Raw genomic sequence first — 26,655 nt, 5'->3', positions numbered from 1 at the left:
GCCCAGCCGGCCCAGCCAACTGCCTAAGGTGTTCCGCATGCCTGGAGTCCGTCTGCTGCCCGAGCGCTGGCAGAAGTTCATCCACGAGGCGCTCAAATTCGGCATCGTCGGCGGCATCAACACCGTCATCAATTACGCGGTGTTCAATGCGCTGGCACTCACGGTTTTCCGTGACGGTCAGTTGAAGGCGACAGTGATCGCGACGATTGTCGCCACGATCACGTCGTATCTGATGAATCGTCACTGGACGTACCGTGATCGACCGAAATCGGCACTCCGGCGCGAATACGTCCTGTTCTTCCTCTTCAACGGTGCGGGCCTGGTCATCGAACTCGGCGTCCTGGCCCTGGCCAAGTACGGCCTCGGCGTACACGGCCTGCTGGCGCTGAACGTCGCCAAGACCATCGGTGTCCTGCTGGCCACGCTGTTCCGCTTCTGGTCCTACCGGACGTTCGTCTTCCAGCCCGTCCCCAAGCACGCCGAGGAGACCTGGCACTCGGTGCCGCGTGACGAGTGGGACAACGTCGCCGAGATGGACCCGGTGGCCGAGCTGGCCGAGTCGGTCAGCGAGCTGGAGGAGGAGGAACCGCCCGCGGGCGCCGGCCGGGCGGCCGACTTCCCGCCACCGCGGGGGCGCCCCGCACCGGCGGACGCCGGGCTCGGCGGCACGCTCGGCGCCGACCTGGACGCCGAACTCGCCGCGGAACTCCAGCCTCGCCGCGCCCGCCGCTGAACGACGAGAGGCCGGCACCCCTGCCACGGGGGTGCCGGCCTCTTCCGTCGCCGGGTCAGGCCTGGTCGCGCAGGGACTTGCCCTCGGTCATGTCGGCCAGGATCTCGCGCATCTCGCCGTCACCGAGGCTGTGCTTGTCGTGGTGCGCCTCGACCAGCTCGTAGAGCTTCGTCTGCACCCGGTCCACACTCGGCACGTCGTGCAGCACCGACTGACCGCGCTCACCCGCCGACTCGATGGTCAGCGTGCCGCAGCCCAGCAGCCGCTCCACGAAACGCTGGTGCATGGCGTGGTCGTTGATCCGGGTCAGCGGCAGATCCCGCCGGTTACGCGACAGCACGCCCTGCTGGAGCAGCACCCGCTCGTTCGTGAACAGGTAGTGCGTGGTGCGCCAGACCAGAAACGGCCACAGACCCAGCCACAACACCAGCACCAGCGCGACCACCGCGATCGCGTAGAGCGCGATCGTGCCGCCGCTGCCGTCGGGCAGCAGGAGCCACCCGGCGACGACCGCCGCGACGGCGAGCACGAGCACCAGGACCGGCCGGATCAGGGCCTTCCAGTGCGGGTGCAGGTGCAACACGACGTGCTCGTCCTCGGTGAGCACGTCTTCGGGGAACGCCACGGCGGAACCTCCTCGCAGAACCGGACGCGCTGACCGTAACCGGTCGGCGCATCCGGCCGGCATCGGCCGCGCGGGCGGTCGGCGACCGTTGTTGCGGTGATCTTCCCGGGTGCCTCAGCGCAGGTGCAGCACGTCGCCCGCGGCCAGCCGCAAGGTTTCCCCGTCGGCGTCGACCAGGAGCTGCCCGTCGGCGTCCACGCCGGTGGCGGTGCCGTGCGCCTCCCGGCCGTCGGGCAGCAGCACCCGCACCCGGCGGCCGACCGTCGCGCACCCCGCCAGGTACGCCTCACGCAGCCCACTGGCCTCCGCGTCACCTCCGGCGTCACGCCAGCGCTCGTACCAGTCGGCGAGCGAGCGCAGCAGCGCCCGCAGCAGCGGATCCCGGTCGGTGGCGGTGGCGCCGGCGAGCTGGAGCGAGGTGGCGGGCAGCCCGGTCGGGTTCTCCGGCAGCTCGTCGGCGCGCAGCGTCACGTTCAGCCCGACACCGACCACGATCGCCGGGGGCCGGTCGATCTCCCCCGGCACCGCCTCGGCCAGCACCCCGGCGCACTTCGCGCCGTCCACCAGCAGGTCGTTGGGCCACTTCAGCCGCGCGTCCAGCTCGGCCAGCAGGCGTACCGCCTCGACCAGCGCGACGCCGGCCAGCAGCGGCAGCCAGCCGTACCCGGTGGCGGGCACGGGCGACCAGCCGCGCTCCGCGACCGCCTCACCTGGCCGCAGCAGCACGCTCGTCGCGAGACCCGCGCGCGGCGGCGACTGCCAGATGCGGCCCCGGCGGCCGCGGCCGGCGGTCTGCCGCTCGGCGACCACCACCAGGCCCTCCGGCTCGCCGGCCCGGGCCGCGGCCACCGCGTCCGCGTTCGTCGAGCCGGTCTCGGCCAGCAGCTCCAACCGGCGCCAGGGCCCGTTCGGCGCGACCAGCGCGCGCCGCAGCCGGGCCGCCGACAGCGGCGGTCGGTCCAGATCGGTGTACGGCGAGCCGGGCATCCCGCCAGCCTACGGCCACCCGGCCCGCCGGTCGCCGCGAAGCGGTGAGGCGCACTGCACAGCCTCAGACACCTGAACCATCGTTATATTCCACGGGTGACTACCGAGACCGGGTTCAACATCCACACGACCGCCGGCAAGCTGGCGGACCTGGAGCGACGGCTCGACGAGGCGGTGCACGCCGGGTCGGCACGCGCGGTCGAGAAGCAGCACGCGCGGGGCAAGAAGACCGCCCGCGAGCGGATCGAGATGCTCCTCGACGAGGGCTCGTTCGTCGAGCTGGACGAGTTCGCCCGGCACCGCTCGACCAACTTCGGGCTGGAGAAGACCCGCCCGTACGGCGACGGCGTGGTGACCGGCTACGGCACCGTGGACGGCCGGCAGGTCTGCGTGTTCGCGCAGGACTTCACCGTCTTCGGCGGCTCCCTCGGCGAGGTCTTCGGCGAGAAGATCGTCAAGCTGATGGACCTGGCCATGAAGATCGGCTGCCCGGTCGTCGGCATCAACGACTCCGGCGGCGCGCGGATCCAGGAGGGCGTCGCGTCCCTCGGCCTCTACGGCGAGATCTTCTTCCGCAACGTACGGGCCAGCGGCGTCATCCCGCAGATCTCGCTGATCATGGGCCCGTGCGCGGGCGGCGCGGTCTACTCCCCGGCGGTCACCGACTTCACAGTCATGGTCGACCAGACCTCGCACATGTTCATCACCGGTCCCGACGTGATCAAGACGGTCACCGGCGAGGACGTCGGCATGGAGGAGCTGGGCGGCGCCCGCACCCACAACGCCCGCAGCGGCAACGCGCACTACCTCGGCACCGACGAGGAGGACGCGATCGAGTACGTCAAGGCGCTGCTGTCGTACCTGCCGTCGAACAACCTGGACGAACCGCCGGTCTTCGACGCGCCCGCGATCCTCGACGTCACCGACTCCGACCGCGAGCTGGACACGCTGATCCCGGACTCGGCGAACCAGCCGTACGACATGCACCGGGTCATCGAGCACGTGCTCGACGACGGCGAGTTCCTCGAGGTGCAGCCGCTGTACGCGCAGAACATGGTGGTCGGCTTCGGCCGCGTCGAGGGACGCCCGGTGGGCGTGGTGGCGAACCAGCCGATGCAGTTCGCCGGCACGCTCGACATCGCCGCGTCGGAGAAGGCGGCCCGGTTCGTGCGCACCTGCGACGCGTTCAACGTCCCGGTGCTCACCTTCGTGGACGTGCCCGGCTTCCTGCCCGGCACCGGCCAGGAGTGGGACGGCATCATCCGCCGCGGCGCGAAGCTCATCTACGCGTACGCCGAGGCCACCGTCCCGAAGGTCACAGTCATCACCCGCAAGGCGTACGGCGGCGCGTACGACGTGATGGGCTCCAAGCACCTCGGCGCGGACCTGAACTTCGCCTGGCCGACCGCGCAGATCGCGGTGATGGGCGCGCAGGGCGCGGTGAACATCCTCTACCGCTCGGAGCTGGCGAACGCCGAGGACCCGGCCGCCGTCCGGGCCGAGAAGATCGCCGAGTACGAGGACACGCTCGCCAACCCGTACATCGCGGCCGAGCGCGGCTACGTCGACGGGGTGATCCCGCCGCACGAGACGCGTACCCAGATCGTGCGGGCGCTGCGGGTGCTGCGCACCAAGCGCGAGACGCTGCCGCCGAAGAAGCACGGCAACATCCCGCTGTAGTACGTCGGATGCCCCCGCCGTTTCGGCGGCGGGGGCACCGGCGTCAGCAGCCCGGGTTCGCGGCCACGCACATCCGCTCGGCCGCGACCCGGGCGATCTGCCGCACCTGTTCCTCGGTCACCCTGTCCTCGGGCACCTGGCCCATGGGCAGGTCGGTCCGCAGCCGGCCGGACGGGATCAGCACCGTCACCAGGTCACCCACCCGTACGACCAGGCGGTCCTCGAACAGCGGCGCATAGCCGGGCGGCCGGCCGGTCGCCCCGTCCGGCGCCACGCTCGCCTCGTGCCGCAGCAGCAGCGCCTGGTCTCCGGCGAAGCCGCTCGCTGCGACGTACCAGCGGTGCACGACCTCGGCGCCGGCCATCCCCCGCTCGGTGTAGACCTGGCCCGTCGTCCGCCACGCGCCGCAGGCCGCGACAGTGCCTTCCAGATCGGCGACGAACCGGCCCGCCGCGCCTGGCGCCATCCGGTAGACATCCTGGGTGAGGACCGTTCCGATGGCGGTCGCGGGCTCGGTCGGCGGTTCCATCAGGGTCTGCGACCGTGAGTAGCGCGAGCGCGGTTCCTCGGCCGGCCGCCCCTGTTCCCGCGCGCAGACCTGGAGGAGGTCGTCGACCCGGACCGGCTCGTCGAGGCCGGTCTCGCCGAGTCGCTCGCCGGTCGCAACGGGGATGTCGGCCGGTTCCAGCATCGCCTCGGTCACGATCTCTCCCGGCCCGTCGACGACACCGGCGGCGGGCGGTGGCGGCGCACCGGCCCGGTCCACCAGGGTCGCGGTGAGCGCCGCCACGACCACCACCGAGACCGCGGCGAGCGCGGCGGAGCGCCGGCTGCGCCGCCGGGCCGTGGCTCGGAGGGCCTCCGGCTCCGGCCAGGTGACGTTGCGCAGGTCCCGGTGCAGCAACTCCACGAGCGCGACGTCGTCAGGCATCTGCCGCCTCCTCTTCCAGGTCCACCACGGCGAGCAACTCGGCGAGCGCGGTCCGCCCCCGGGACAGCCGGGCCTTCACGGTGCCGATCGGCGCCTCGGTCTCGCGCGCCACCTCGGCGACCGGCATGCCGAGCAGGTAGTGCATGGCGATCGCGGTGCGCTGGGCCTCGGGCAGCCGGCGTAGCGCGGCGACCACCTCCAGCGTCTCGGTGCTCGGCGCCGGCACGTCCGCCACCGCGCCGTGGCGCAGGTAGGCACGGGCCCGGCTGCGCAGGCTGCGCCAGCGGCTCACCGCGACCCGGCTCGCCACCACCCGTACCCATGCCTCCGGGTCGTCGTACCCGCGCACTGTGGACCACCGCTGCCAGGCCCGGATGTACGCCTCCTGCACGGCGTCCTGCGCCTCGGCGAGGTCACCGGTGAGCACGTAGACGAACCCGAGCAGCCGCTGTCGGCTGCCCCGGTAGAACTCGTCGAACCCGTCGCTGTCGGGCACCTGCCACCTCCCCGTGTTCGTGAGGGGACACGCCTGGCGGCGCGGCGCGGGTTGCCCGCTCAGCCGACCAATTTCTCCAACTCGCCGAGCGGGAAGCCGCCGGCCGGGATCCGGTCGCGGACCGCCCGGCGTACCGCGGTCTGCACGGCCGCGTTGGCCGGGGTGGGCACGCCGTGCAGGCGCCCCAGCAGCACGATCTCGCCGTTGAGGTGATCGGTCTCGACCGAGCCGGCACCACGGGCCAGGCTCTGCCAGGTGGAGCCGCCGGAGCGCTCCTCGCCGCCGACCGGCCGGTGCGACACCAGGTCGCCCCGTTCGGCGGCCTCCTCCTCGACAGTGGTGTGGGCGATGCCCGCCGCGGCGAGCGCCGCCTCTCCCTCTGCGCGTACCCGCTTCGACAGCGGCTCGGGCACGCCCCGGCCGAGCAGCGCCTGGAGGCCGTTGCCGAGGTTCGCGAGCAGCTTGCCGTACTTCCAGCGCATCACGTCGTCGCGGACCGGCGCGACGAACCCGGCGGCGGTCAGGTCGGCGGCGACCGCCCGGCTGGTGTCGTCGGCCCCGCCCGGGTAGCGGCCGATGTGCAGCATGCCCGGATGCGGATGGCCGTTGGCGACCACCACGCCCGGCTCCAGGTGGGTGGCGGGCAGCCACACGCACACCGGGTGTACGCGGGCGAAGCGGCGCAGCGCGGCCGGCTCGTTCGCCACGCCGTTCTGGGCCAGCACGACCGGCAGCCGTTCGCCCGCCGTTCCGCCGCCCTCGACCGGGGCGTCCGCCCAGGTGTCGAGCGCCGCCACGGTGTCCTGCGACTTCACGGTGAGGACCAGCACGGTGTCCGCCGGCAGTGGCGGCCCGTCCGGCCCGGCCACAGCGGGGAGCCGGCCGGTCACGTCGCGGTCCGGCGTGCGCAGCGTCAGACCCCGTTCCCGCAGCGCGTCCAGGTGCGCGCCGCGGGCCACGAGCGTCACGTCGTGGCCGGCGTCGGCCAGGAGTACGCCGATGGTGCCGCCGACCGCGCCCGCTCCGATGATCACGTATCGCACGGGTCCGATTCTGCCCTGCCGCGAGGCGGCCCGCTCCGGGACGAGATGCGGCTCGGCGCGGTCAGGCGGTGAGGCCCGTGTCGGCGAGGATCGGGCCGGCCAGCAGCAGCGCTCCGGCGGCGAGTGCGCCCACGCTCACCAGCAGGAACAGGCCCACCCAGAACAGCGCCGGGAACGGCGTGATCCGGGCGAGCTGGTCGGCGTCGGACTGCGGCATCCGGCCCCGGGCGCGTTGCCGGTGCAGCTCGAACACCGGCCGTACGCCGCCGATCAGCAGGAACCACACCGACGTCCAGGCGAACGCGGCCTGCACCTCGGGCGAGGTGTACCAGGAGACGGCGAGCACCACGCCGCCGGTGACCAGCAGCGACAGCGCGCCGAACAGGTTGCGGATCATCACCAGCATGCCCAGCAGCAGCGCCACCGCGAGCCAGAGCAGCAGCGTGATCCGGTTCCCGGCCAGCAGCCACGCGCCGCCGAGGCCGAGCAGCGACGGCGCGACGTACCCGGCGAGCAGCGTGAGGATCATGCCGGGCCCGGTGGGACGGCCGGCGGACAGCGTCAGCCCGGAGGTGTCCGAGTGCAGCCGGATGCCGTGCAGCCGCCGGCCGGTGAGCAACGCGACGAGCGCATGGCCGCCCTCGTGCGCGATGGTCACCGCGTTGCGGGCGATCCGCCAGGGCAGCCGGGCCACGACCACCGCGAGCGCGACCACGGCGGTGACCACCACGAGCAGCGGCGGCGGGTCCGGCTGGGCGCTGGTCAGCGTGTCCCAGAGCGTGGTGAGACCGTCGATCAGGGGCATGGGCGGGGAGCCTACCGCCCCGAGCCGTGTCGTTCGACCGGCGTGCTCCCGCAGCCGGTCAGACTTGGCCGGGCAGTTACTGGAACGGAGATGATGTCGGGTGGATTCGGTAACCGGTGCGTCCGTGACCCCGCTGACCGAGGCCGATTATCTCGCGATGGGCGACGGTCACCACCGCGTCGAACTGTTCGACCGAGGACTGGTCGTCAGCCCCGCCCCGGACCTGCGGCATCAGCGGGTGGTGCGCCGGTTGGCGAACGCCGTCGAGTCGGTGGCCGCGCCGGTCGGGTTCTGCGTCCATCACGGCGTCAACGTTCGGCTCGGCGTCGACCGGATCATGATCCCCGACCTCGTCGTCACAGATGCCGACGACGAGGGCGCGATCCTGGACGCGGAACGTGTGGCGCTGGTCGGCGAGGTCGTCTCGCCCCGGAACTCCGGAGTCGACCGGGTGTTGAAGATGCAGCTCTACGCGATCGCCCGGATTCCGTGGTATCTGCTCGTCGAGCAGGACGGTGACAGCCACTCGCTGCGGCTGCACCGGCTCGACGGCGCGCACTACGTCGAGGATGCCGTCGCCAAGGCGGGCGAGACGCTCAGTGTCACCGAGCCGTTCCGCTGGGCGATGGACCCGAGCACCCTGCGCTGATCAGCAACCGACGTGCCACCTGGGCGAACGACGACCGTCGATGAAAATTTCCTTTCCCCCTATTGCGATCTAGGGCACTAAGCTCCAAAGATGGGCGTCAATAGACGGACGTCCCTCTGGAGGCAACCATGCCCAGCACCAGACTCTCCGTACGCCGGCTTCTCGCCGCCGGCCTGGCCGCCGCCGCCACCGCGGCCGTGGCCCTCGTGGCGACCGCCGGACCGGCCGCCGCCGCGACCACGCCCGGGATCGACGTCTCCCGCTACCAGGGCAGCATCAACTGGACCAGCGTGCGTAACTCGGGCATCCAGTTCGCCTTCATCAAGGCCACCGAGGGCACGAGCTACAAGGACCCGAACTTCAACGCGAACTACGTCAACGCGTACAACGCCGGGGTGATCCGCGGGGCGTACCACTTCGCCCGGCCGAACATCTCCGCCGGTTCCACCCAGGCCAACTACCTGGCCAGCAACGGTGGCGCCTGGTCGGCGGACAGCCGTACGCTTCCCGCCGCGCTGGACATCGAGGGCAACCCGTACAGCGGCGGCTACTGCTACGGCCTGAGCACCACCGGCATGCGCAACTGGATCCAGGACTTCCTGAACACCTACCGCTCCCGCACCGGCCGGTACGCGGTCATCTACACCACCACGAGCTGGTGGAACCAGTGCACCGGCAGCTGGACCGGCCCGTGGGCCAACCACCCGCTGTGGCTCGCCCGCTGGGCCAGCGCGCCCGGCACGCTGCCGGCCGGCGCCCCGTTCTGGAGCTTCTGGCAGTACACCAGCACCGGCGCCGTCTCCGGGATCAGCGGCAACGTCGACCGCAACTACTGGAACGGTGACCGCAGCCGGCTCATCGCCCTGGCCAACAACACCTGACGTACGTGCGACACAGGCGGGACCGCCTCGTCACGAGGCGGTCCCGCTGTCGTCGTACCCGAGGTCAGGCTCTGCGGCGCGCGGTGGCTGGGACGGGCACCGGCGTGCGGCGCGTCAGGCGCCACGCCGTCACACCCACGACCGTGAGCGTCAGCACGCCGAGGACCGCGACCGGCGCGGACAGGCCGGCGCTGATCAGGAGCAGTACGACGTCGCCGAGCGCAACGAGCATCCACAGTGCCAGCCGCGGGCCGGTGTACCTCCGTCGGTAACCCATGTCGCGCCTCCTTCCGTCGTCGGAGGGATTCATACCCCCGAGGACGGAAAGCCATGCGAGCGAGTTTCGTGACCGGCGGGATTCCCGGTCAGTTCTTGCGGTCCGGCACGAAGCCCTTGGTGATGATCTCCCAGTTGGCCAGGTTGGCGTCCCAGTCCTTCGCCGGGACCTCCCAGCGCAACGCGAAGCCCCGGTTGCTGGCCGTCGCCACACCCCGGTTACGGACGTGGAAGCGGGTGCCGTCGTCGCGGGTCTCCAGCCAGTCCCAGTCGGCGCAGGTGCGGTAGTAGCCGTCGCACTTGGTGATGCCGACCAGCTTGTAGTCGCGCACGTAGTTACGCCGGCTCGACTCCTGGCCCTTCCAGTCGGCGTACGCGTCGGGCTTCGGGTTCGGCGTCCACTGGATGAACAGCACCCGCCGAGCGCCGCCGACCTCGTAGAGCACGACGTTGTCGCTGCGGACCCGCGCCTCGAAACCGTTCGGAATCGGCACCTTGAAGCCGTTCGGGCCGGTGTAGAGACGCCACCCGGCCGGCAGCGTGAATCCCGAGGCCGACGGGCTGGCCGACGGCGTGGGGCTGGCCGACGCACTGGTCGCCGGGGCGCTCGGCGACGCGCTCTCGCTCGGCGCGGGCGGCGGCGCCGCCGACGCCGAGGTGCCGGCCGTCGGCTCACCGCCGTCGCCGTCGTCACCGTTGTTCAGCAGCGGCACAGCCACCACCAGACCGACGAGCAGCAGCAGGACCAGCGCGCCGATCAGCAGGTTGCGCCGGTTCGGCGCGGACTTCTCGACCGGCAGCACGGTGGCCCGGCCGGTCGACGGTGCTTCCTGCACCGGAGCCGGGCTGACCGGCGCGGAGCCGGTCACGGCCGGGCTGACCGGCGCCGGGGCGTCGGTGACGGGCTCGCCGTCGAGCCGCGTCTCGTCCAGCGCCGGGTCGACGCCGTCCACCCGCGCCTCGTCGTCCACAAGCGTCTCGTCGGCCGAGGGCGCCGGGTCGAGCTTCGCCGTCGGATCGGCGGGCGGCGGGGTCACCTTCGCGGTGGGACCGGCGTCCGAGGTGGGCGCCGGCACCTTCGCCGTCGGGTCGGCGACTGCCGCCGTACCCCCGGTTGCGGCGACCCCGGACGCGGCGCTCGCCGCGCGTTCGGCCTGGTCGGCCGGGCGCGGCGCGGGCACCAGCGGCGGGCGCGGCACGCGCGGACCGTTCGGCCCCGGCCGGCGTACGCCATCCAGCAGCGAGATGCTCTTGGCGCGACGGCCGGCGGCCTTGCGCAGCATGCGCTCCGCCACCTCGGCGGTGATCCGCTCGTCCGGATCCTTGCGCAGCAGTCCCTGGAGCACCGGCTTGAGCGGCCCGGCGTTGCGCGGCGGCGGCATCGGCTCGGTGGCGAGCGCGGCCAGCGTGGCGATCGCCGACGGGCGCGCGTACGGCGACTTGCCCTCGACGGCCGCGTAGAGCGTGGCGCCGAGCGACCAGAGGTCCGCCTCCGGGCCCGCCGTGCCGTCGCGGGCGCGCTCCGGCGAGATGTACGCGGGCGAGCCGAGCACCATGCCGGTGCGCGTCACGTTCGGGTCGCCGGGGATGGTGGCCAGGCCGAAGTCGGTGAGCACCACGCGGCCGTCCTCGCCGAGCAGCACGTTGCCCGGCTTGACGTCGCGGTGCATGATGCCGGCCTTGTGCGCGGCCTTCAGCGCGTTCAGCACGCCCAGGCCGATCTCGACCGCCTTCGCCGCCGACACCGGGCCGTCCTCGGCGATGGTGTCCTGCAACGACTTCGACGCCACGTACTCCATGACGATCCACGGATCGCCGTCGGTGCGCAGCACGTCGAAGATGCGGACCACGTTGACGTTGTTGAGGCGGGCGATCGCCCGCGCCTCACGCAGCGAGCGCTCGCGCATCTCGCGGCGCTCCTCCGGGGTGAGGCCGGGGGGCGGGACCAGTTCCTTGATGGCCACGTCCCGGTGCAGCACCTCGTCCCGCGCCTTCCAGACGCGGCCCATGCCGCCTTGACCGAGCGGCGTGAGAAGCCGGTACCGGTCGGCGACGAGTTGGGGGAGCGCGTTCGACATCGCAGAGAACCGTACCCGGCCGCTGCGACGCTCACACCGTCGGCACGCCACTGTACGGCGAAGGTCGAATTCGCGACGCGTACCCTGGGGTCATGTCTGCCGAGGAGCCGCTGTTCCGGATCGTCCGCGGCGTGCCCACCGCCGAGGAGCTGGCCGCTCTGGTCGGCGCGATCGTGGTGCGCACCCGCCCGGCCCCGGCCGCCGCGCCGGCCCCCGTGTCGCAGTGGGCGCGCAGCGCACGCCCCGCCCTGGCCGGGCCCGTCGCGGGCCCCGGCGCGTGGCGGGCCTCCGCCCTCCCCCGCTGACCTCACCTCCCGCTCGCGACGACGGGGCGGGGCTGCCGGGATCAGCTTCGAGCCATTAACCTCACTCAGGGAAACCGTGTGGTGACGGGCAGGAGGCTCCGATGATCCCGGAGGACAACCAGCCAGCCGGCTGGCTGCGCGGCTACGGCGGCATCGAGGCCGACATCCGACAGATGCGGGAGTTCGCCGACCGCCTCCAGGACGAGGTGACGCGCAACTACTCGCCGCACCTGTCCTACATCGCCGACGACATGAAGGCCCCGGTGCCCAACCCTGCCGACGCCTTCATCGAGCTGGTCCAGTTCCTCCAGGCCCACCACGACACCCAGACCGCCGCGGTGAGCGCGGTCTGGGATCTCGCACCGGCCACCGGCCGGCTCGCCGACGCCGCCGGACGGATCGCCGCCCGCTACGGCGACGCCGACGCGTTCTCCTCCGCCCGGGTGGCCGACGTGGAACGAGCGCTCGCCGGCCCCTCCGCCACCGTCGCGCGCCCGATGCCACCACTGGCCGACCCCACCGCCCCCGAACAGAGCCGGGTGATCCTGCCGTGATCGAACGTGGCAGCGGACGCACCTCCGGGCTGACCGACTGGCGGCTGATGGACGTCCTCAGCATGTGGGCGTGCGTGCAGGACCAGGACACCGCCGGCCAGTGGAAGCAGGTCGCCGGCTGGCGCAAGGTCTGCGACCTCGCCCTGGCCCACCTGAGCCGCCTGCGCGAATACCGGCGCGGCCTGGCCGAGGCGTGGCCACCGGAGACCAACACCGCCGCGCGGGCGTACATCGGCGAACTCGACCAGCTCATCGACCGCGTGCAGCGCACCCACGACGCCGCAGCCGCGAACTACGACGCGCTGGCAGCCGCCGCCCGCGCCATCGGCAGCGCGCGGGCCGAGCTGCAACCGCTGCACGAGGAGTACGCGAAGAAGCTGCGGCAGAAGCAGGCGTACGAGGCGACGATCGCCGACCCGAAGGCGGTGGCGGGCAGCCGGTTGCCGGAGCGGCCCCCGGTTACGGACGACGACCTGGAGCAGTTGAACGTACGAGCGCGCGGGTTGATGACGGGATTGAGCGGCGAACTCCAGCACGCCCAGGTAATGCTTCGCCAGCCGCCACCTAGGCCAAAGCTTCCGCGGCAAACTGAAGACACAGACACTTACGCCTCTACGGCACCAGTAATTCCCCCTGTAGTTCCGGTGCCGACATCCGTCGCCGTTAATCCTCAACACCGCACAGGGCCCGCGCCTCGCCCTGCGGCAATCTCAACCGAAGCAAACAGGGGACCTCTCCTGGGCGGCATCAGCACCGGCGTCGCCCCTCCAACGCCTAGCACCGCGCCGGGCTTATTGCCACACCCAGGTTCCGTTGGGCCTACCGGCGGCGGAGCCTTGACCCCGCCAATCAATCCGATCACCGGCTCGACCCTCAAACCGCCGACGCCTGCCACGCCTGGGGACGTTCCGGCGGGACGATTCTCGGGCGGATCGCCGCCCTCTCCGCCCAAGTCGGCGCCCATTGGCGGCGTCATCGGTGGAGGCCCGGCAGTCGGGCTGCCACCTGCGAATGGCGGCACGAGTGGACGACGAGTCAACCCGGTGGGCGGCGTGATTGGTGGAGGAGGAGCGGGAACTGCCCCAAGTGGAGGTGCAGGCTCTCGACCGGGCACGGGAAGACTGCCCTCTTCCGGCAGTCCTGGCGCCATGCCTTTGGGAGGAGGCCCGGGTTCGACGGCTTTCAGCCCTACGAGCTTCAATACGCCCGCGACCAAGGCCAAACCTCATGCCGGAACCGATGATGAGAAATCATGGGATCCCGACAATCCTTGGCAAGTCACCGAGGGCGTCGATCCTGTCATGCGCCCGCCCGATGACCGACCCTCAGATCCGGGACCCGCAATCGGCCTCGATCGATAATGAGCCTCTCCCTGATAGTTCGCTTGGCATCCGCCTGCCTAGCCAGCTTCGTCTTGACTGCACCAGCGGCAGCAACGGCTCCAAATGTTCGTCAGGACCAGTGGCACCTCAGGTTCCTGAATGCAGCCGCAGCTCACGTAATTAGTGAAGGCGATGGAGTTACCGTTGCAGTCCCGGACACAGGGATCGATCCTCATCCGGACTTGAGAGAAAACCTGCTTGCAGGTACCGACCTTTCGAGCAAAGGAGATGGTCGGCAAGACCACGACGGGCACGGCACCTCTATGGCTGGCCTTATTGGGGCGCACGGCCAGCCTGACCACAGTGGCGCCCTCGGCGTGGCGCCAAGGGCTAAGCTGCTGCCAATCCGCACCCGACTCGTCAACGGCAAGGGAAGCGCAGACGAGCTGGCGGCGAGTGTGGAGTGGGCGGTTGCTAACCACGCTGACGTAATCAGTATCTCGGCAGTAGCAGGGGCAACCAGTCGCCTGCAGGGCGCTATTCGATCAGCGCTAGAAGCGGAGATCGTCGTAGTTGCTGCGGTCGGCAATCAGCCCGAGGATCGCACTGTCGGCTACCCCGCGTCTGAACCCGGCGTTATCGGCGTGGGCGGCATCGACAGATCCGGGATCCACGCCTCAATCTCAGCCACTGGACCTGAGATCGATATAGTTGCCCCTGCTGTCGATATCTACAGCACGAGCTATGACGGCAAGTACTCGAAGGGCACAGGGACTTCCAGTGCGACTGCGATCGTTGCCGGGGCTGCTGCTCTCATCCGCTCCAAGTACCCCAACCTGCCCGCCCAGGAAGTCGCCCACCGCCTGACCGCCACCGCCGTCGACAAGGGACCGCCCGGCCGCGACGACCAGTACGGCTACGGCGTCATCGACCTCGTCGCCGCGCTCACCGCCGACGTCCCCCCGCTCGGCTTCGAGTCCTCCAACGTCACCCCACCGGCGTCGGCGGAGGCAGCCCCGGACGAGGGCGACGGTGCCGGCACAGTCCGCGGGCTCGCGACCCTGGGTGTGCTGGTGGCGGCAGGCGGCGGGTACCTGTTCTGGCGGCGCCGCCGACGTGCCGACGACCCGCCGCCGAGGATCAGCCGGTAGCGTCGGCGGGGTGTCGACCTCCGTACCTGTGCGCCTCGTGCTCGCCTCGCAGTCCCCCGCCCGCCGCAAGCTGCTCCAGGCCGCCGGGATCGAGCCCGACGTGCTGGTCAGTGGCGTGGACGAGTCGCAGGTGGTGAGCGATCGGGCCGAGGATCTGTGCCTGGAACTGGCCCGGCTGAAGGCGCAGGCCGTACGCGATCGGCTGCGGCCGTCGCCGGACGAGCGCACGCTGGTGCTCGGCTGCGACTCGGTGCTGGCCTTCGACGGCGAGATCCTCGGCAAGCCTGATGACGCGGCGGACGCGACCCGGCGGTGGCAGCGGATGCGCGGGTGCAGCGGCGTCCTGCACACCGGGCACTGCCTGATCGACGTGACCCACGAGTCCCGGGCCGAGGCGGTCGCCTCGACCACCGTGCACTTCGCCGACATCAGCGACGACGAGATCGCCGCGTACGTGGCGACCGGCGAGCCGCTGGCCGTGGCCGGCGCGTTCACCATCGACGGGCTGGGCGGTGCGTTCCTGACCGGGATCGAGGGCGACCCGGGCACGGTGGTGGGGCTGTCCCTGCCGTTGCTGCGCCGGCTGCTCGCCGAGGTGGACCTGAGCATCGTCGACCTGTGGACGAAGGTCGCGCCCGGGGGCCAGGAGATCGAACATCTCGGCTAACGTCCGGACATGACCACGAAGCCGCTGCCGCTCACCCCGGAACTGCACGCCTACCTGGTGGCCCACGGCTCAGCGCCGGACGAGATCGTCCGGGAGCTGGCCGAGGAGACCCTCGCGGCCCTGCCCGCCGAGGCGGTCATGCAGGTCGCGCCGGAGCAGGCCGCGTTCCTGACGTTCCTGACCCGGCTGCTCGGCGTACGGCAGGCGGTCGAGGTGGGCACGTTCACCGGCCTCTCCTCGCTGGCGATCGCCCGCGGGCTGGCCGAGGGCGGGCGGTTGACCTGCTTCGACATCTCCGAGGAGTACACGGGCGTGGCCCGGCGCTACTGGGAGCGCGCCGGTGTGCAGGACCGGATCGAGCTGCGCATCGGCCCGGCCGCCCAGACGCTGCGCGAGCTGCCCCGCGAGCGTTACCTGGACTTCGCGTTCATCGACGCGGACAAGGTCGGCTACCCGATCTACTGGGACGAGCTGGTGCCCCGCATGCGTCCCGGCGCGGTGATCGCCGTCGACAACACGCTGCGCGACGGCCGCGTGCTCGCCCCGCGCAACGCCGACGACCGGGCCATCGCCGCCTTCAACGACGCGGTGATCGCTGACGTCCGCGTCGAGGCGGTCATGCTGCCGATCGCCGACGGCGTCACGCTCGCCCGGGTGCTCTGAGTCGGCCGGACACGACCTCGCCGTGGTGGCGGTATCCCTGATCGCCGGAAGCCGCCACCACGCCGTAATGGAGTCGATCAAGCAGCGCGGACCGGCACGCGCAGGGCACGGCCCAGCCGCACCGTGAGCAGCACCGCGACCGCGATGAACACGGGCAGCAGCAGGAACGCCGGGTGCGGGCCGACCCCGTCGGCCACCCACCCGAGCGCCACCGGCGCGATCCCGAAACCCACACCCATCGAGTACGCGGACCAGCCCGCCGCCTTGTCGGCGGCCGGACCGGCCACGGCCAGCGCGATCGAGATCGCCAACGGGTAGTGCAGCGCGTTGCCGAGCCCGAGCACGACCAGCCCGGTGACCGCCAGCCAGCCGACCGTGCTGGCCCAGAACAGCGCGAACCCGGCCAGCGAGACGGTGAGCGCGCCGAGCAGCAGCGGTACCGGCGCCCAGCGCAACGCGGCCCGGCCACCGGCGATCCGGCCGGCGAACATGCCGCAGACGATCGCGGCTACCGCTGCCGACGCCCCGCCCGCGCTCAGCCCGGCGTGGGTCCGCAGCACGTCGGCGGTCCACAACGACAGGCACACCTCGATCGACCCGGTGACGGACATCAGGACCCAGGCGATCCAGTACGCACGCGGCAGCCGCCCCGCCACACCGGAGTCGGAGGAAACGGGCGCCCTGGAGGCAGGAACGGCCGAAGCCGGGACGGAGTGAGCGGGCACGGCGGCTTCGGCGACACCGGAGGCGGGAACGACGGAAGCGGGGACGGCAGGAGCCGGCACGGCGGGAGAGGGAACGGCCGAAGCAGGGACGGCCGTAGCGGGCACGACGGCTTCGGCCACCCCGGAACCGGGGACGGCAGGCACCCGGGTCGGGGCGGCGACGGGGACCGGCATGCCGGCAGCCGCGTCAGCGGGGGCGCGTCGCGGCCCGCGTACCCGGAAAGTCAGGGCCGCGAGCGCGACCAGCGTGATCAGCCCGACCTCGACGGCCATCAGCGGTCGCCAGCCGAGACCGGCGTCGACGGTGGCGCCGATGGTCAGCGGCGCCAGGATGCCCATGCCGGCGCAGGCCGCGTTGGCCTCGGTGAGTGCGGCGGGGGCGGCGGGTCCGTGCCGGGCGGTGAGCACCACGCTCACGCCGCTGACGACCATCATGCCGAAGGTGGCGATGACCGCGACGGCGGCGAGCGTGGCGGGTAGCGGGCGGAGCAGGCCGAGCGCGGTGACGCCGACGGCGACGCCGGCGAGGCCGAGCCAGATGGCGGGGCCGCGGCCGAGGCGGCGGGCGGCCGGGGCGAACAGCGCGCCGCCGGCGAGCGCGCCCACGGCGATGCCGGTGCTGTGCAGGCCGGCGACGGCGGCGCTGGTGCCCTGTTCGTCGCGGAGCAGGGGGACGACCGGGCCGAACCCGTAGAGGAAGAAGCCCCAGAGACCGAGCTGGGCGTAGGTCAGCCAGGTGATCCGGTCGCGGGTGAGGCGGGGCACCGGCCCACGCTACGCGCGTGACACCGGTGCCCCCTGCCTGCTGAGAGGTACGTCTCCCCTGCTCAGCGGACGCTGCGGGCGAACTGGCGGGCGGCCCAGAAGACACCCGCGGCGGCGAGCACCGCGATGATGCCGAGGCCCTGCCAGACGCGGTCGTTGCCGAGGTCGCCGTTGAACAGCGCGCGGGTGCCCTCGACCGCCCAGGAGAACGGGTTCCACTTGGCCACGCCCTGGAGCCAGCCGGGGGCGAAGGTGAGCGGCAGCAGGATGCCGGAGAGCAGCAGCACCGGCTGCGCGACTGTGTTCATCAGCGGGGCGAGCGCGTCCTCGCTCTTGACCTTGAGCGCGATGCCGTAGGAGACGGCCGAGGTCATCAGCGCGATGAGGGCGAGCATCAGGTACGCCAGGAGCAGGTTGCCGATGAACACGCGCAGGTCGAACGCGAGCGCCAGCAGCGTGATGATGATCGCCTGCGCGATCAGGGAGACCACGTCGCGCAGCGAGCGGCCGAGCAGCAGCGCGAGCCGGCTGACCGGGGTGACCCGGGAGCGTTCGATCACGCCGGCGCGCAGCTCGGCGATCAGGCCGAAGCCCTGGAAGAGGCCGCCGAAGATGGCCAGCAGCACGAGCAGGCCGGGCACGAAGATCTTGTACGCGGCGGCCTGGGTGGGCGCGTTCAGCGCGGGCTTGAGCAGCGGGGCGAACAGGAGCAGGTACATCACCGGCTGGAAGACGCCGACGAAGATCCACACCGGGTTGCGCAGCAGCAGTTGCGTCTGGCGCTGGAAGATCAGCCAGGTGTCGCGGGCGAGTTTCATGACAGCTTCTCCGGGGGTCAGGACTCGCGCAGCGAGCGGCCGGTCTTGGTGAGGAAGACGTCGTCGAGGCTGGGGCGGTGCAGCTCGATCGAGCGCAGGTCCAGCCCGGCGTGGTCGAGGCGGCGCAGCACCTGCGGGATGGCGGTGGCGCCCTCGTCGACGTAGAGGCGCAGGCCGCCCTCGTCGACGGTCTCCAGCTTGCTCACGTACGCCTCGGTGTCGAGCAGCTCGGCGGCGCGCGGAGTGCTCGGCGCGTCCAGGCCGACGATCACCACCTCACCGGAGATCTCCCGCTTCAGCTCGGCCGGTGTGCCCTCGGCGACCACCTCGCCGTGGTCCATGATCGCGATGCGGTCGCAGAGCGCGTCCGCCTCGTCCAGGTAGTGCGTGGTGATGAAGACGGTCATCCCCTCGGTACGCAGCCGGCGGATCTCGTCCCACATGTGCGCACGGCTCTGCGGGTCGAGGCCGGTGGTCGGCTCGTCCAGGAAGACGATCTTCGGCTCGTGGATGATGCCGAGCGCGATCTCGACGCGCCGGCGCTGGCCGCCGGAGTAGGTCTTGCACTTGCGGTCGGCGTACTCGACGAGCTGGAACGCTTCGAGCGCGCGCTCGGCACGGCGGTGCGCGTCGGCCTTGCCGATGCCGTAGAGGCGGGCCTGGAGCACCAGCTCCTCGCGGGCGCTCGACTCGTCCCAGGTGCTGCCGCCCTGGGCCACGTACCCGATCCGGCGGCGCACCTCGGCCGGGTCCTTGCGCAGGTCGGCACCGGCCACCGTGGCCTCGCCGCCGTCCGACTCGATGAGCGTGGCGAGCATCCGCAGCGTGGTGGTCTTGCCGGCGCCGTTGGGCCCGAGGAAGCCGAAGATCTCCCCCGCCGCGACGTCGAGGTCGACGCCGCGGACCGCGTCCACTGTCTTCGTCTCGCGACCCGCGCGGGAGCGGTACGACTTCCGCAACCCCCTGGTCTCGATCATTTCTGCTCCTGGTCGTCCGGGCGGACCTGAGCGGCCGCCGATCGTCCGCGAGGACGCACGAATCCCCCGCGATTCACGCCGAGGCTAACGCGATATAGCTCTTCTGGTCAACGTTGATTATGTCGTGTCACCGCGATCCGTCGGACCAGCCCGACCAGCCCTCGGCCCGCTCCATCCCATCGGGCAGGTACGACACTCCCGACTCGATCCGCTCCGCGATCCGCTCGCACCACGCCGACTCCGCCTCGGCGCGGGCCAGCCACAGCTCGAACATCCACCCGACGTGCACCGGCTTGCGGGTGCGCACCCAGTCCGAGTCCAGCGAGGCGCGCGTCGATTCGACCCCGGCCCGGAGCAGGTTCGCCCGGTTGCGCAGCGCCGCGGCGGCCTCCTCGCGCGGCATCGCCGGCAGGAACGAGAACGCCGCCACGAAGGGGTCCGGCGGCTCGTGGAGCTGCCACCACTGCGCCCGCAGCAACGTCTCGAACTCGTCCTCCCCCTTCGCTGTCACCTCGTACGTGGTGCGGGCCGGGCGGGCGCCCACCTGCTCGACCGAGACGGTCCGGAGCAGGCCCTCGTCGGTGAGTTTGCGTAGCGCGTGGTAGATCGAACCGGGCTGCACGTTGGCCCACTTGTCCGCGCTCCAGCTCAGTAGTTCGCGACGCACGTCGTAGCCGTGCACCGGCTGCATCCACCTGACCAGACCCAGAATCATCATCCGCGTTGCCGACACGGGACAAGCGTAATAACCAAGTTTGACTACAGTGCGGCATCCCACACTGAGCGATCGTTAGGCTCCGCAGCTCGGCCGCTAAACTCCCGGCAACGACCTCCCGGGAGGAGCCACAAGGTGCGCAAGGTTCTCATCGCCAACCGCGGCGAGATCGCCGTCCGCGTCATCCGCGCCTGCCGCGACGCCGGGCTGGCCAGCGTCGCCGTCTACGCGGACTCCGACCGGGACGCCCTGCACGCCACGCTCGCCGACGAGGCGTACGCCCTCGGCGGCGACACCGCCGCCGACAGCTACCTGCGCATCGACAAGCTGATCGACGTGGCGGCCCGCTCCGGCGCGGACGCGGTGCACCCCGGCTACGGCTTCCTCTCCGAGAACGCCGACTTCGCCCAGGCCGTCATCGACGCCGGGCTGACCTGGATCGGCCCCACCCCGCAGGCGATCCGCGACCTGGGCGACAAGGTGACCGCCCGGCACATCGCGCAGCGCGCCGGCGCACCGCTGGTGCCCGGCACGCCGGACCCGGTCGGCAACGCGGACGAGGTGATGGCGTTCGCCGTCGACCACGGCCTGCCGGTCGCCATCAAGGCCGCGTTCGGCGGTGGCGGGCGGGGCCTCAAGGTCGCCCGCACCATGGAGGAGATCCCGCACCTGTTCGAGTCGGCCACCCGCGAGGCGGTCGCCGCGTTCGGGCGGGGCGAGTGCTTCGTCGAGCGCTACCTGGACAAGCCGCGCCACGTCGAGGCGCAGGTGCTGGCCGACCAGCACGGCAACGTGATCGTGGTGGGCACCCGGGACTGCTCGTTGCAGCGCCGCCACCAGAAGCTGGTCGAGGAGGCGCCCGCGCCGTTCCTCACCGACGCCCAGCGGGCCCAGATCCACGACAGCGCCAAGGCCATCTGCCGGGAGGCCGGCTACCACGGCGCCGGCACCGTGGAATACCTGGTCGGCGCGGACGGCACGATCTCGTTCCTGGAGGTCAACACGCGACTGCAGGTCGAGCACCCGGTCACCGAGGAGACCGCCGGAATCGACCTGGTGCGCGAGCAGTTCCGCATCGCCGACGGGGAGAAGCTGCGCTTCACCGAGGACCCGACGCCGCGCGGGCACGCCATCGAGTTCCGGATCAACGGTGAGGACCCGGGCCGCAACTTCCTGCCCGCCCCGGGCACAGTCACCGCGCTGCGCCTGCCCTCCGGGCCGGGCGTGCGGGTCGACACCGGCATCTCGGCCGGCGACGTGATCGGCGGCAACTTCGACTCGCTGCTGGCCAAGGTGATCATCGTCGGCGAGACGCGTACCGAGGCGCTGGAGCGGGCCCGCCGCGCGCTCGACGAGATGGTGGTCGACGGCATGGCCACCGCGCTGCCCTTCCACCGCCTGGTGATCCGCGACGAGGCGTTCACCGCCGAGCCGTTCACAGTGCACACCCGGTGGATCGAGACCGAGTGGGACAACACCGTCCCGGCCTTCACCGCCGGCGCGGGCGCCGCCGACGAGCCGGCCGGGCGCGAGACCGTCGTGGTCGAGGTGGGCGGCAAGCGGCTGGAGGTCGTCCTCCCCGCCGGTCTGGGCGCGGGTACGGCGGCAGCCGCGCCCGCCGCGAAGAAGCCGGCCCGCCGGGGTGGCGGCGGCAAGGCGGGTGCCGCGGTCAGCGGTGACACGCTCACCTCCCCCATGCAGGGCACGATCGTGAAGATCGCCGTCGCCGACGGCGACGAGGTGGCCGAGGGCGACCTGGTCGTGGTGCTGGAGGCGATGAAGATGGAGCAGCCGCTGCACGCGCACAAGGCCGGCACGGTGAGCGGGCTCGCCGCCGAGGTCGGCGCGGTGATCACCGCCGGTGCGGCGATCTGCACCATCGCCTGACGACGCGAGCCGGGGGTGGTCTGAGCCACCACCGGCGGCGGGACCGCGCCCGGGCGGGAATGATGGCCGGGTGCGGTTCCTTCACGGCGCGGTCCCCGCGCACGACCTGACCTACAACGACGTCTTCATGGCGCCCAACCGTTCCGAGGTGGGCTCCCGGCTCGACGTCGACCTGGCCACCACCGACGGGACCGGCACCACGATCCCGCTGGTGGTGGCGAACATGACAGCCGTCGCGGGCCGGCGGATGGCCGAGACCGTGGCCCGGCGCGGCGCGGTGGCGGTGATCCCGCAGGACATCCCGATCGAGGTCGTCGCCAACGTGGTCGGCTGGGTCAAGCAGCGGCACCTGGTGCACGACACGGCGATCACGCTCGGCCCGACCGACACCGTCGGCGACGCCATCCACCTGCTGCCGAAGCGCTCACACGGCGCGGTGGTCGTGGTCGACGCGGACGGGCGACCGATGGGCGTGGTGACCGAGGCGGACACCGTCGGGGTGGACCGCTTCGCCCAGCTCCGGCACGTGATGTCGACCGAGCTGCACACCGTTCCGGCGGACGCGGACCCGCGTACCGGATTCGACCGGCTGTCGGCGGGCCGCCGGCGGCTCGCCCCGGTGGTGGACGGCGACGGCCGCCTGGTGGGGGTGCTGACCCGGCAGGGCGCGCTGCGCGCCACGCTCTACAAGCCCGCGGTGGACGACCGGGGACGGCTGCGGATCGCCGCCGCCGTGGGCATCAACGGCGACGTCACCGGCAAGGCCGCCGCGCTGCTGGAGGCGGGGGTGGACACGCTCGTCGTGGACACCGCGCACGGGCACCAGGAGCGGATGCTCCAGGCGCTGCGGGCGGTCCGCCGCCTCGACCCGCCGGTGCCGGTGGCGGCCGGGAACGTGGTGACCGCCGACGGCGTACGCGACCTGGTCGACGCGGGCGCGGACATCGTGAAGGTGGGCGTCGGTCCGGGTGCGATGTGCACCACCCGGATGATGACCGGTGTGGGCCGCCCGCAGTTCTCCGCGGTGCTCGACTGCGCCGCGGCGGCCCGTTCGCTGGGGCGGCACGTCTGGGCCGACGGCGGCGTGCGGCACCCGCGGGACGTGGCGCTGGCGCTGGCCGCTGGTGCCTCGAACGTGATGATCGGCTCCTGGTTCGCCGGCACCTACGAGTCCCCCGGCGACCTCTACACCGACGCCGACGGGCGGCGCTACAAGGAGAGCTTCGGGATGGCGTCGTCGCGTGCGGTGAGCGCCCGGACGGCCGAGGACAGCGCGTTCGACAGGGCCCGGAAGGCGATCTTCGAGGAGGGCATCTCCTCGGCCCGGATGTATCTGGACCCGAACCGGCCCGGCGTCGAGGACCTGATCGACGAGATCATCTCGGGGGTGCGCAGCGCGTTCACGTACGCGGGCGCGCGCAGCCTGGAGGAGTTCCACGAGCGGGCGCTCGTCGGCGTGCAGAGCGCCGCCGGGTACACCGAGGGGATGCCGCTGCCGACGAGCTGGTGACGCCCCGGCCGGCCCGCCGGCTCAGTCGAACAGCCGCCTGATCACGGTACGGGCGGCGGCCTCCGGGTCGTCGCCCACCCGGGGCGGCAGCGCGCCGGAGAGCCAGAGCGTGGCGAAGCCGTGCACGATCGACCAGGCGGCCAGCGCGTCCGTGTCCGGCTCCCGCCCGGTGTGCCGGGCCACGCCGCCGCGCAGCAGTGCCCCCGACCGCGCGCGGGCGGCGACCAGCTCCGGGTCGTCGGCCCGGTACAGCTCGGGCCGGAACATGACGTCGAAGTGCGCCCGGTGCCGCACCGCGAACCCGACGTAGGCCACGCCGGTGTCGAGCAGGTCGTCCCCGGCCTGCCGCAGCGCGTCGGCGAGCAGGTCGAAGCCCTGCGTGGCGAGCGCGGTGAGCAGCCCGGCCTTGTCGCCGAAGTGGTGTGCGGGCGCGGCGTGCGAGACGCCGGCGCGGCGGGCCAGCTCACGCAGGCTCAGCGCGGCCGGCCCGGACTCGGCGATCGCCTCGGCGGCGGTGCTCAGCAGGACGCGGCGGAGGTCGCCGTGGTGATACGAGGCCATGCCGTCACCCTAACTTGTCATTGACAAGATGGCACCCGTCGCGCAATCTTGTCATCGACAAGATGCTCGTCGGAGGGATCGACAATGGCACCCCTGATCGCACTCCTCGCCGGCACCGCGCTGGCCCGGATCGCCGGCCTGCTCGGCGTGGACGCCCTGGACGGGTGGCACCCCGCGCTGCGGGTCGGGCTGGCGCTGATGTTCGTGCTGACCGGCGTGGCCCACTTCGCGTCCCGCCGGGCCGACCTGATCGCGATGGTCCCGCCGTCGCTGCCCCGGCCCGACCTGCTGGTCACCGTGACCGGCGTGCTGGAACTGGCCGGCGCGCTCGCGCTGCTGGTCCCGGCCACGGCGCGCCCGGCGGCGGCCGGGCTGGTGCTGCTGATGCTCGCCATGTTCCCCGCGAACGTGTCCGCCGCGCGGCGTCGCCTCACGCTCGCCGGGCGCCCGGTGACCCCGCTCGGCGTCCGTACCGTGCTCCAGGTCGTCTTCGTGGCCGCCGCGCTGGCGGTGGCCGTCGGCGGATGACCCGCCGCCCACCCGGGCCGCCCGGGCCGACCCGGTGGCCCGCCGGGACGAGGGCCGGCGGGGCGCCGGCTCAGGCCCGGGCCGGCTCCGTCTCGGCCGGTGGGGAGTCCCCGGTCTCGTCGGCGCGGACCGTCGGCAGGCGCAGGCAGGCGACCAGGCCGATCAGCAGGAATCCGGCACCCGCGAAGGCCGCGTACCGGGTGGCGTCGGAGAAAGCCGCCTTCGCCTCCGCGGCGATCGGGGCGGTACGCGGGTCCGCCTCCAGACCGCCGATCGCCGCACCGGCGCTCTCCTTCACCGCGCTCACCACCTGGTCCCGCTGAGCGGGTGTGAGTCCGGGCTGGTCGGCGAGGCGGTCGCCGAGCAGCCCGCCGAGACCGGCGAAGAGCACGGTGCCGAGCACCGCGATGCCGAGCGCGGAGCCGACCTGCCGGGCGGTGCTCTGCAGGCCCGAACCCTGGCCGCTGCGGCGTACCGGCACCTGCGACAGGGAGACGCCGGTGAGCTGGGCGGTGGCCAGGCCGACGCCGACGCCGTACACGAACAGGAAGCCCAGCGGCGCCCACCAGCTGGTGTCCGGCGCGACCACGAACCCGAGCCCGGCGACGCCGACCAGCTCGGCGGCGACGCCGAGCTGGACCACCCGGGCCGCGCCCCAGCGCTGGGTCAGCGGCGCGCCGATGCCGCTGGCCAGGAAGCTGCCGACGGCCAGCGGCAGCAGCGCCAGGCCGGTCCGGAAGGCGCTGTAGCCGAGCACGTTCTGGAACCACAGCGGCAGGGCGAACAGCAGGCCGAACTCGCCGAGGCTGACGATCGCGGCGGCCAGGATGCCGTTGCGGAACGAGCCGATGCCGAACAGCGACAGGTCGAGCAGCGCCGGACGGCCGGCCCGGTTGCGGCGTACCTGCTGGGCCAGGAAGATCCCGAGCGCGACGAGGCCGACCAGCGCGGCCACCGGCACCGGCGAGATGGAGGCGGTCCAGTCCAGCCCGAACAAGCTGAACGGCCGCTCCCGCTCCCACCAGCCGTAGGTGCGGCCCTCGATCAGCGCGAAGACCACGCCGGTCATGCCGATCACCGAGAGCAGCGCGCCGAGCAGGTCCAGCCCGCGCTCGGCCCGCTCGTCGCGGGACTCGGCCACGAGCACGAGCGTCGCCACGATCACGGCCAGGCTGACCGGGACGTTGATGCCGAAGGCCCACCGCCAGGAGTACGTGGTGGTGAGCCAGCCGCCGAGCAGCGGCCCGAGCGCCGCCGCGCCACCGATCGTGGAGCCCCAGACGGCGAACGCGATGCCCTTCTCCCGGCCGGTGAAGTTGGCGTTGAGCAGGGAGAGCGAAGTGGGCAGCATCATCGCCCCGCCGACGCCCTGGAGCACCCGGGAGGCGATCAGCGTCTCGCCGGAGCCGGCGAGCGCCGCGAGCACGCTCGCGACCACGAACACGGTGACGCCGACGAGGAACATCCGCCGCCGCCCGGACCGGTCGGCGAAGCGGCCGGCGACCAGCAGCAACGCGGCGAAGACCAGGGTGTACGCCTCCTGCACCCACTGCGCGTCGGTGGAGGTGATGTCGAGGTCCCGGATGATCTGCGGCACCGCGACGTTCACGATCGTGGCGTCCACGATGATCATCGCTACGCCGAGGCTGATGGCCAGCAGCCCGAACCAGCGTCCGCGCCCGTCGCCGCGCATGACGTCCTCCCTTTAGCTAGATTTTCTAGCTACCCGAGATGCTAGCTTTATCCCATGGAGGGGGTGCCGTCAACCGGAGAGCCCGCGCCGGGCCCGCCGCCGAGCAGCGAGGCCTCCCGCGCGTTGCGCGACGTCCTGCGGATCGCCGGTGACACCCGGGCCGCGCTGGCCCGCCGCCTGGGTCTCAACGCGACCGACGCCGCCGCGATCGACCACCTGGTCTCCAGCCCGGAGCCGCTGGGCCCGGTCGAGCTGGGCAACCGGCTCGGCATCCGGTCCGCCTCGGCGACCACGCTCGTTGACCGGCTCGTGCAGGCCGGTCACGTCGCCCGCGCCCCGCACCCGCACGACAGGCGGCGGCTCAGCCTCCAGGTGACCGAGAGCGCCGTGGGCGAGGTGCTGGAGGCGCTGCGCCCGATGCTCGTCGGCATCGACCGGGCGGTCGCCCGGCTCACCCCGGAGCAGGCCGAGGCCACCACTGCGTTCCTGCGCGAGGTAACCGAGGTGATGCGGGAGTACGTCGCCACCGCGCCGGACGAGCCGTCCCGGGCTCGCGCCGACCGCGGCTGAGGAGATTCTCAGAATTAGTTTGGGCCCTGATGGTTCGGGAGCTAATCTGACGCTCGTGAA

The 26,655-nt window shown here is 72.3% G+C and carries 28 protein-coding genes; 14 read left to right on the top strand and 14 right to left on the bottom strand.

The genetic code is table 11. From position 1 onward, the window contains the following. The first annotated feature begins 37 nt into the window (after nt 1-37). Nucleotides 38-733: a GtrA family protein gene (locus tag ACN27D_RS20215; protein ID WP_421499718.1), complete on the top strand. Its 696-nt coding sequence runs from the start codon at nt 38-40 to the stop codon at nt 731-733. 55 nt (nt 734-788) lie between these two features. Here the strand turns inward: ACN27D_RS20215 and ACN27D_RS20210 are convergent, their stop codons facing one another. Next, a complete protein-coding gene (locus ACN27D_RS20210; protein ID WP_421499717.1) occupies nt 789-1,358 on the bottom strand; it encodes a PH domain-containing protein in 570 nt (189 codons plus the stop codon). 114 nt (nt 1,359-1,472) lie between these two features. Next, the gene (locus ACN27D_RS20205) at nt 1,473-2,345 is read right to left on the bottom strand and encodes a biotin--[acetyl-CoA-carboxylase] ligase (protein ID WP_421499716.1); all 873 of its coding nucleotides are present in this window, start codon (nt 2,343-2,345) and stop codon (nt 1,473-1,475) included. Between the two features lie 96 nt (nt 2,346-2,441). Between ACN27D_RS20205 and ACN27D_RS20200 the strand changes: the two genes are divergently transcribed. Further along, entirely contained in the window at nt 2,442-4,025 is a 1,584-nt protein-coding gene (locus ACN27D_RS20200) for an acyl-CoA carboxylase subunit beta (protein WP_120571635.1), read from the top strand. Nucleotides 4,026-4,068: 43 nt separating this feature from the next. On the opposite strand, the gene ACN27D_RS20195 is transcribed toward ACN27D_RS20200, so the two are convergent. From ACN27D_RS20195 to ACN27D_RS20180, 4 genes are all read right to left on the bottom strand, one after another. Next, nucleotides 4,069-4,956, bottom strand: a complete 888-nt coding sequence (locus tag ACN27D_RS20195) for a hypothetical protein (RefSeq protein ID WP_358169489.1) — start codon at nt 4,954-4,956, stop codon at nt 4,069-4,071. Beyond that, nucleotides 4,949-5,452, bottom strand: a complete 504-nt coding sequence (locus ACN27D_RS20190; protein ID WP_120571637.1) for a sigma-70 family RNA polymerase sigma factor — start codon at nt 5,450-5,452, stop codon at nt 4,949-4,951. The genes ACN27D_RS20195 and ACN27D_RS20190 overlap by 8 nt, the downstream gene beginning before the upstream one ends. Nucleotides 5,453-5,511: 59 nt before the next feature. Further along, a complete protein-coding gene (locus tag ACN27D_RS20185) occupies nt 5,512-6,495 on the bottom strand; it encodes a ketopantoate reductase family protein (RefSeq protein ID WP_421499715.1) in 984 nt (327 codons plus the stop codon). A 61-nt stretch (nt 6,496-6,556) separates the two neighbouring features. Further along, nucleotides 6,557-7,300: a M50 family metallopeptidase gene (locus ACN27D_RS20180; RefSeq protein ID WP_252453143.1), complete on the bottom strand. Its 744-nt coding sequence runs from the start codon at nt 7,298-7,300 to the stop codon at nt 6,557-6,559. 100 nt (nt 7,301-7,400) lie between these two features. Here ACN27D_RS20180 and ACN27D_RS20175 point away from each other — a divergent pair, with 100 nt between their 5' ends. Together ACN27D_RS20175 and ACN27D_RS20170 are read left to right on the top strand one after the other, a co-directional pair. Further along, a complete protein-coding gene (locus ACN27D_RS20175; RefSeq protein WP_114919451.1) occupies nt 7,401-7,949 on the top strand; it encodes a Uma2 family endonuclease in 549 nt (182 codons plus the stop codon). Nucleotides 7,950-8,077: 128 nt separating this feature from the next. Next, a complete protein-coding gene (locus tag ACN27D_RS20170) occupies nt 8,078-8,830 on the top strand; it encodes a GH25 family lysozyme (RefSeq protein WP_120571641.1) in 753 nt (250 codons plus the stop codon). 64 nt (nt 8,831-8,894) lie between these two features. On the opposite strand, the gene ACN27D_RS20165 is transcribed toward ACN27D_RS20170, so the two are convergent. After that, on the bottom strand, nt 8,895-9,107 hold the full coding sequence (locus ACN27D_RS20165) for a hypothetical protein (RefSeq protein ID WP_120571642.1): 213 nt from the start codon (nt 9,105-9,107) through the stop codon (nt 8,895-8,897). A gap of 88 nt (nt 9,108-9,195) precedes the next feature. After that, entirely contained in the window at nt 9,196-11,184 is a 1,989-nt protein-coding gene (locus tag ACN27D_RS20160) for a protein kinase domain-containing protein (protein WP_421499714.1), read from the bottom strand. Between the two features lie 92 nt (nt 11,185-11,276). Between ACN27D_RS20160 and ACN27D_RS20155 the strand changes: the two genes are divergently transcribed. The 6 genes from ACN27D_RS20155 (at nt 11,277) to ACN27D_RS20130 (ending at nt 15,846) form a co-directional block, all read left to right on the top strand. Beyond that, nucleotides 11,277-11,489 carry an acyl-CoA carboxylase subunit epsilon gene (locus ACN27D_RS20155; protein WP_358169485.1) on the top strand — a complete coding sequence of 71 codons (213 nt, stop codon included), beginning with the start codon at nt 11,277-11,279 and terminating at the stop codon, nt 11,487-11,489. A 101-nt stretch (nt 11,490-11,590) separates the two neighbouring features. After that, nucleotides 11,591-12,043, top strand: a complete 453-nt coding sequence (locus ACN27D_RS20150) for a hypothetical protein (RefSeq protein WP_121684324.1) — start codon at nt 11,591-11,593, stop codon at nt 12,041-12,043. After that, nucleotides 12,040-13,404: a hypothetical protein gene (locus ACN27D_RS20145; protein WP_421499713.1), complete on the top strand. Its 1,365-nt coding sequence runs from the start codon at nt 12,040-12,042 to the stop codon at nt 13,402-13,404. Before ACN27D_RS20150 ends, ACN27D_RS20145 begins: the two co-directional genes overlap by 4 nt. Continuing rightward, complete coding sequence (mycP, locus tag ACN27D_RS20140; protein ID WP_421499712.1) at nt 13,404-14,516, top strand: type VII secretion-associated serine protease mycosin; 1,113 nt, start codon at nt 13,404-13,406, stop codon at nt 14,514-14,516. The genes ACN27D_RS20145 and mycP overlap by 1 nt, the downstream gene beginning before the upstream one ends. Nucleotides 14,517-14,526: 10 nt before the next feature. Next, complete coding sequence (locus ACN27D_RS20135; protein WP_421499711.1) at nt 14,527-15,183, top strand: Maf family protein; 657 nt, start codon at nt 14,527-14,529, stop codon at nt 15,181-15,183. 9 nt (nt 15,184-15,192) lie between these two features. After that, nucleotides 15,193-15,846, top strand: a complete 654-nt coding sequence (locus ACN27D_RS20130; protein WP_121684328.1) for an O-methyltransferase — start codon at nt 15,193-15,195, stop codon at nt 15,844-15,846. 77 nt (nt 15,847-15,923) lie between these two features. Here the strand turns inward: ACN27D_RS20130 and ACN27D_RS20125 are convergent, their stop codons facing one another. From ACN27D_RS20125 to ACN27D_RS20110, 4 genes are all read right to left on the bottom strand, one after another. Continuing rightward, nucleotides 15,924-17,336: an MFS transporter gene (locus ACN27D_RS20125; RefSeq protein ID WP_421499710.1), complete on the bottom strand. Its 1,413-nt coding sequence runs from the start codon at nt 17,334-17,336 to the stop codon at nt 15,924-15,926. 62 nt (nt 17,337-17,398) lie between these two features. Then, entirely contained in the window at nt 17,399-18,154 is a 756-nt protein-coding gene (locus ACN27D_RS20120; RefSeq protein WP_013284036.1) for an ABC transporter permease, read from the bottom strand. Between the two features lie 17 nt (nt 18,155-18,171). Next, entirely contained in the window at nt 18,172-19,131 is a 960-nt protein-coding gene (locus ACN27D_RS20115) for an ATP-binding cassette domain-containing protein (RefSeq protein ID WP_421499709.1), read from the bottom strand. Between the two features lie 127 nt (nt 19,132-19,258). After that, nucleotides 19,259-19,849: a PadR family transcriptional regulator gene (locus ACN27D_RS20110; protein ID WP_120571651.1), complete on the bottom strand. Its 591-nt coding sequence runs from the start codon at nt 19,847-19,849 to the stop codon at nt 19,259-19,261. Between the two features lie 132 nt (nt 19,850-19,981). On the opposite strand from ACN27D_RS20110, the gene ACN27D_RS20105 reads away from it, so the two are divergent. After that, nucleotides 19,982-21,733, top strand: a complete 1,752-nt coding sequence (locus tag ACN27D_RS20105) for an acetyl/propionyl/methylcrotonyl-CoA carboxylase subunit alpha (protein ID WP_350814608.1) — start codon at nt 19,982-19,984, stop codon at nt 21,731-21,733. A 70-nt stretch (nt 21,734-21,803) separates the two neighbouring features. Continuing rightward, the gene (locus ACN27D_RS20100) at nt 21,804-23,243 is read left to right on the top strand and encodes a GuaB1 family IMP dehydrogenase-related protein (RefSeq protein ID WP_252453163.1); all 1,440 of its coding nucleotides are present in this window, start codon (nt 21,804-21,806) and stop codon (nt 23,241-23,243) included. Nucleotides 23,244-23,264: 21 nt separating this feature from the next. On the opposite strand, the gene ACN27D_RS20095 is transcribed toward ACN27D_RS20100, so the two are convergent. Then, a complete protein-coding gene (locus ACN27D_RS20095; protein WP_350814606.1) occupies nt 23,265-23,804 on the bottom strand; it encodes a TetR/AcrR family transcriptional regulator in 540 nt (179 codons plus the stop codon). Nucleotides 23,805-23,888: 84 nt separating this feature from the next. On the opposite strand from ACN27D_RS20095, the gene ACN27D_RS20090 reads away from it, so the two are divergent. Beyond that, nucleotides 23,889-24,332, top strand: coding sequence for a DoxX family protein (locus ACN27D_RS20090; protein ID WP_350814605.1), 444 nt, complete (start codon nt 23,889-23,891; stop codon nt 24,330-24,332). A gap of 70 nt (nt 24,333-24,402) precedes the next feature. Here the strand turns inward: ACN27D_RS20090 and ACN27D_RS20085 are convergent, their stop codons facing one another. Then, nucleotides 24,403-26,025 carry a DHA2 family efflux MFS transporter permease subunit gene (locus ACN27D_RS20085; protein ID WP_350814604.1) on the bottom strand — a complete coding sequence of 541 codons (1,623 nt, stop codon included), beginning with the start codon at nt 26,023-26,025 and terminating at the stop codon, nt 24,403-24,405. Nucleotides 26,026-26,079: 54 nt separating this feature from the next. Here ACN27D_RS20085 and ACN27D_RS20080 point away from each other — a divergent pair, with 54 nt between their 5' ends. After that, nucleotides 26,080-26,595 carry a MarR family winged helix-turn-helix transcriptional regulator gene (locus ACN27D_RS20080; protein ID WP_358169473.1) on the top strand — a complete coding sequence of 172 codons (516 nt, stop codon included), beginning with the start codon at nt 26,080-26,082 and terminating at the stop codon, nt 26,593-26,595. Nucleotides 26,596-26,655 lie beyond the last annotated feature (60 nt).

It is taken from the genome of Micromonospora sp. WMMD1274 (genome assembly GCF_049179035.1).
In the GTDB taxonomy this organism is placed as follows: Bacteria; Actinomycetota; Actinomycetes; order Mycobacteriales; family Micromonosporaceae; genus Micromonospora; species Micromonospora tulbaghiae.
The sequence above is the reverse complement of the archived record's forward strand: the minus strand, read 5'-3'. Positions and strand labels throughout refer to the sequence as shown.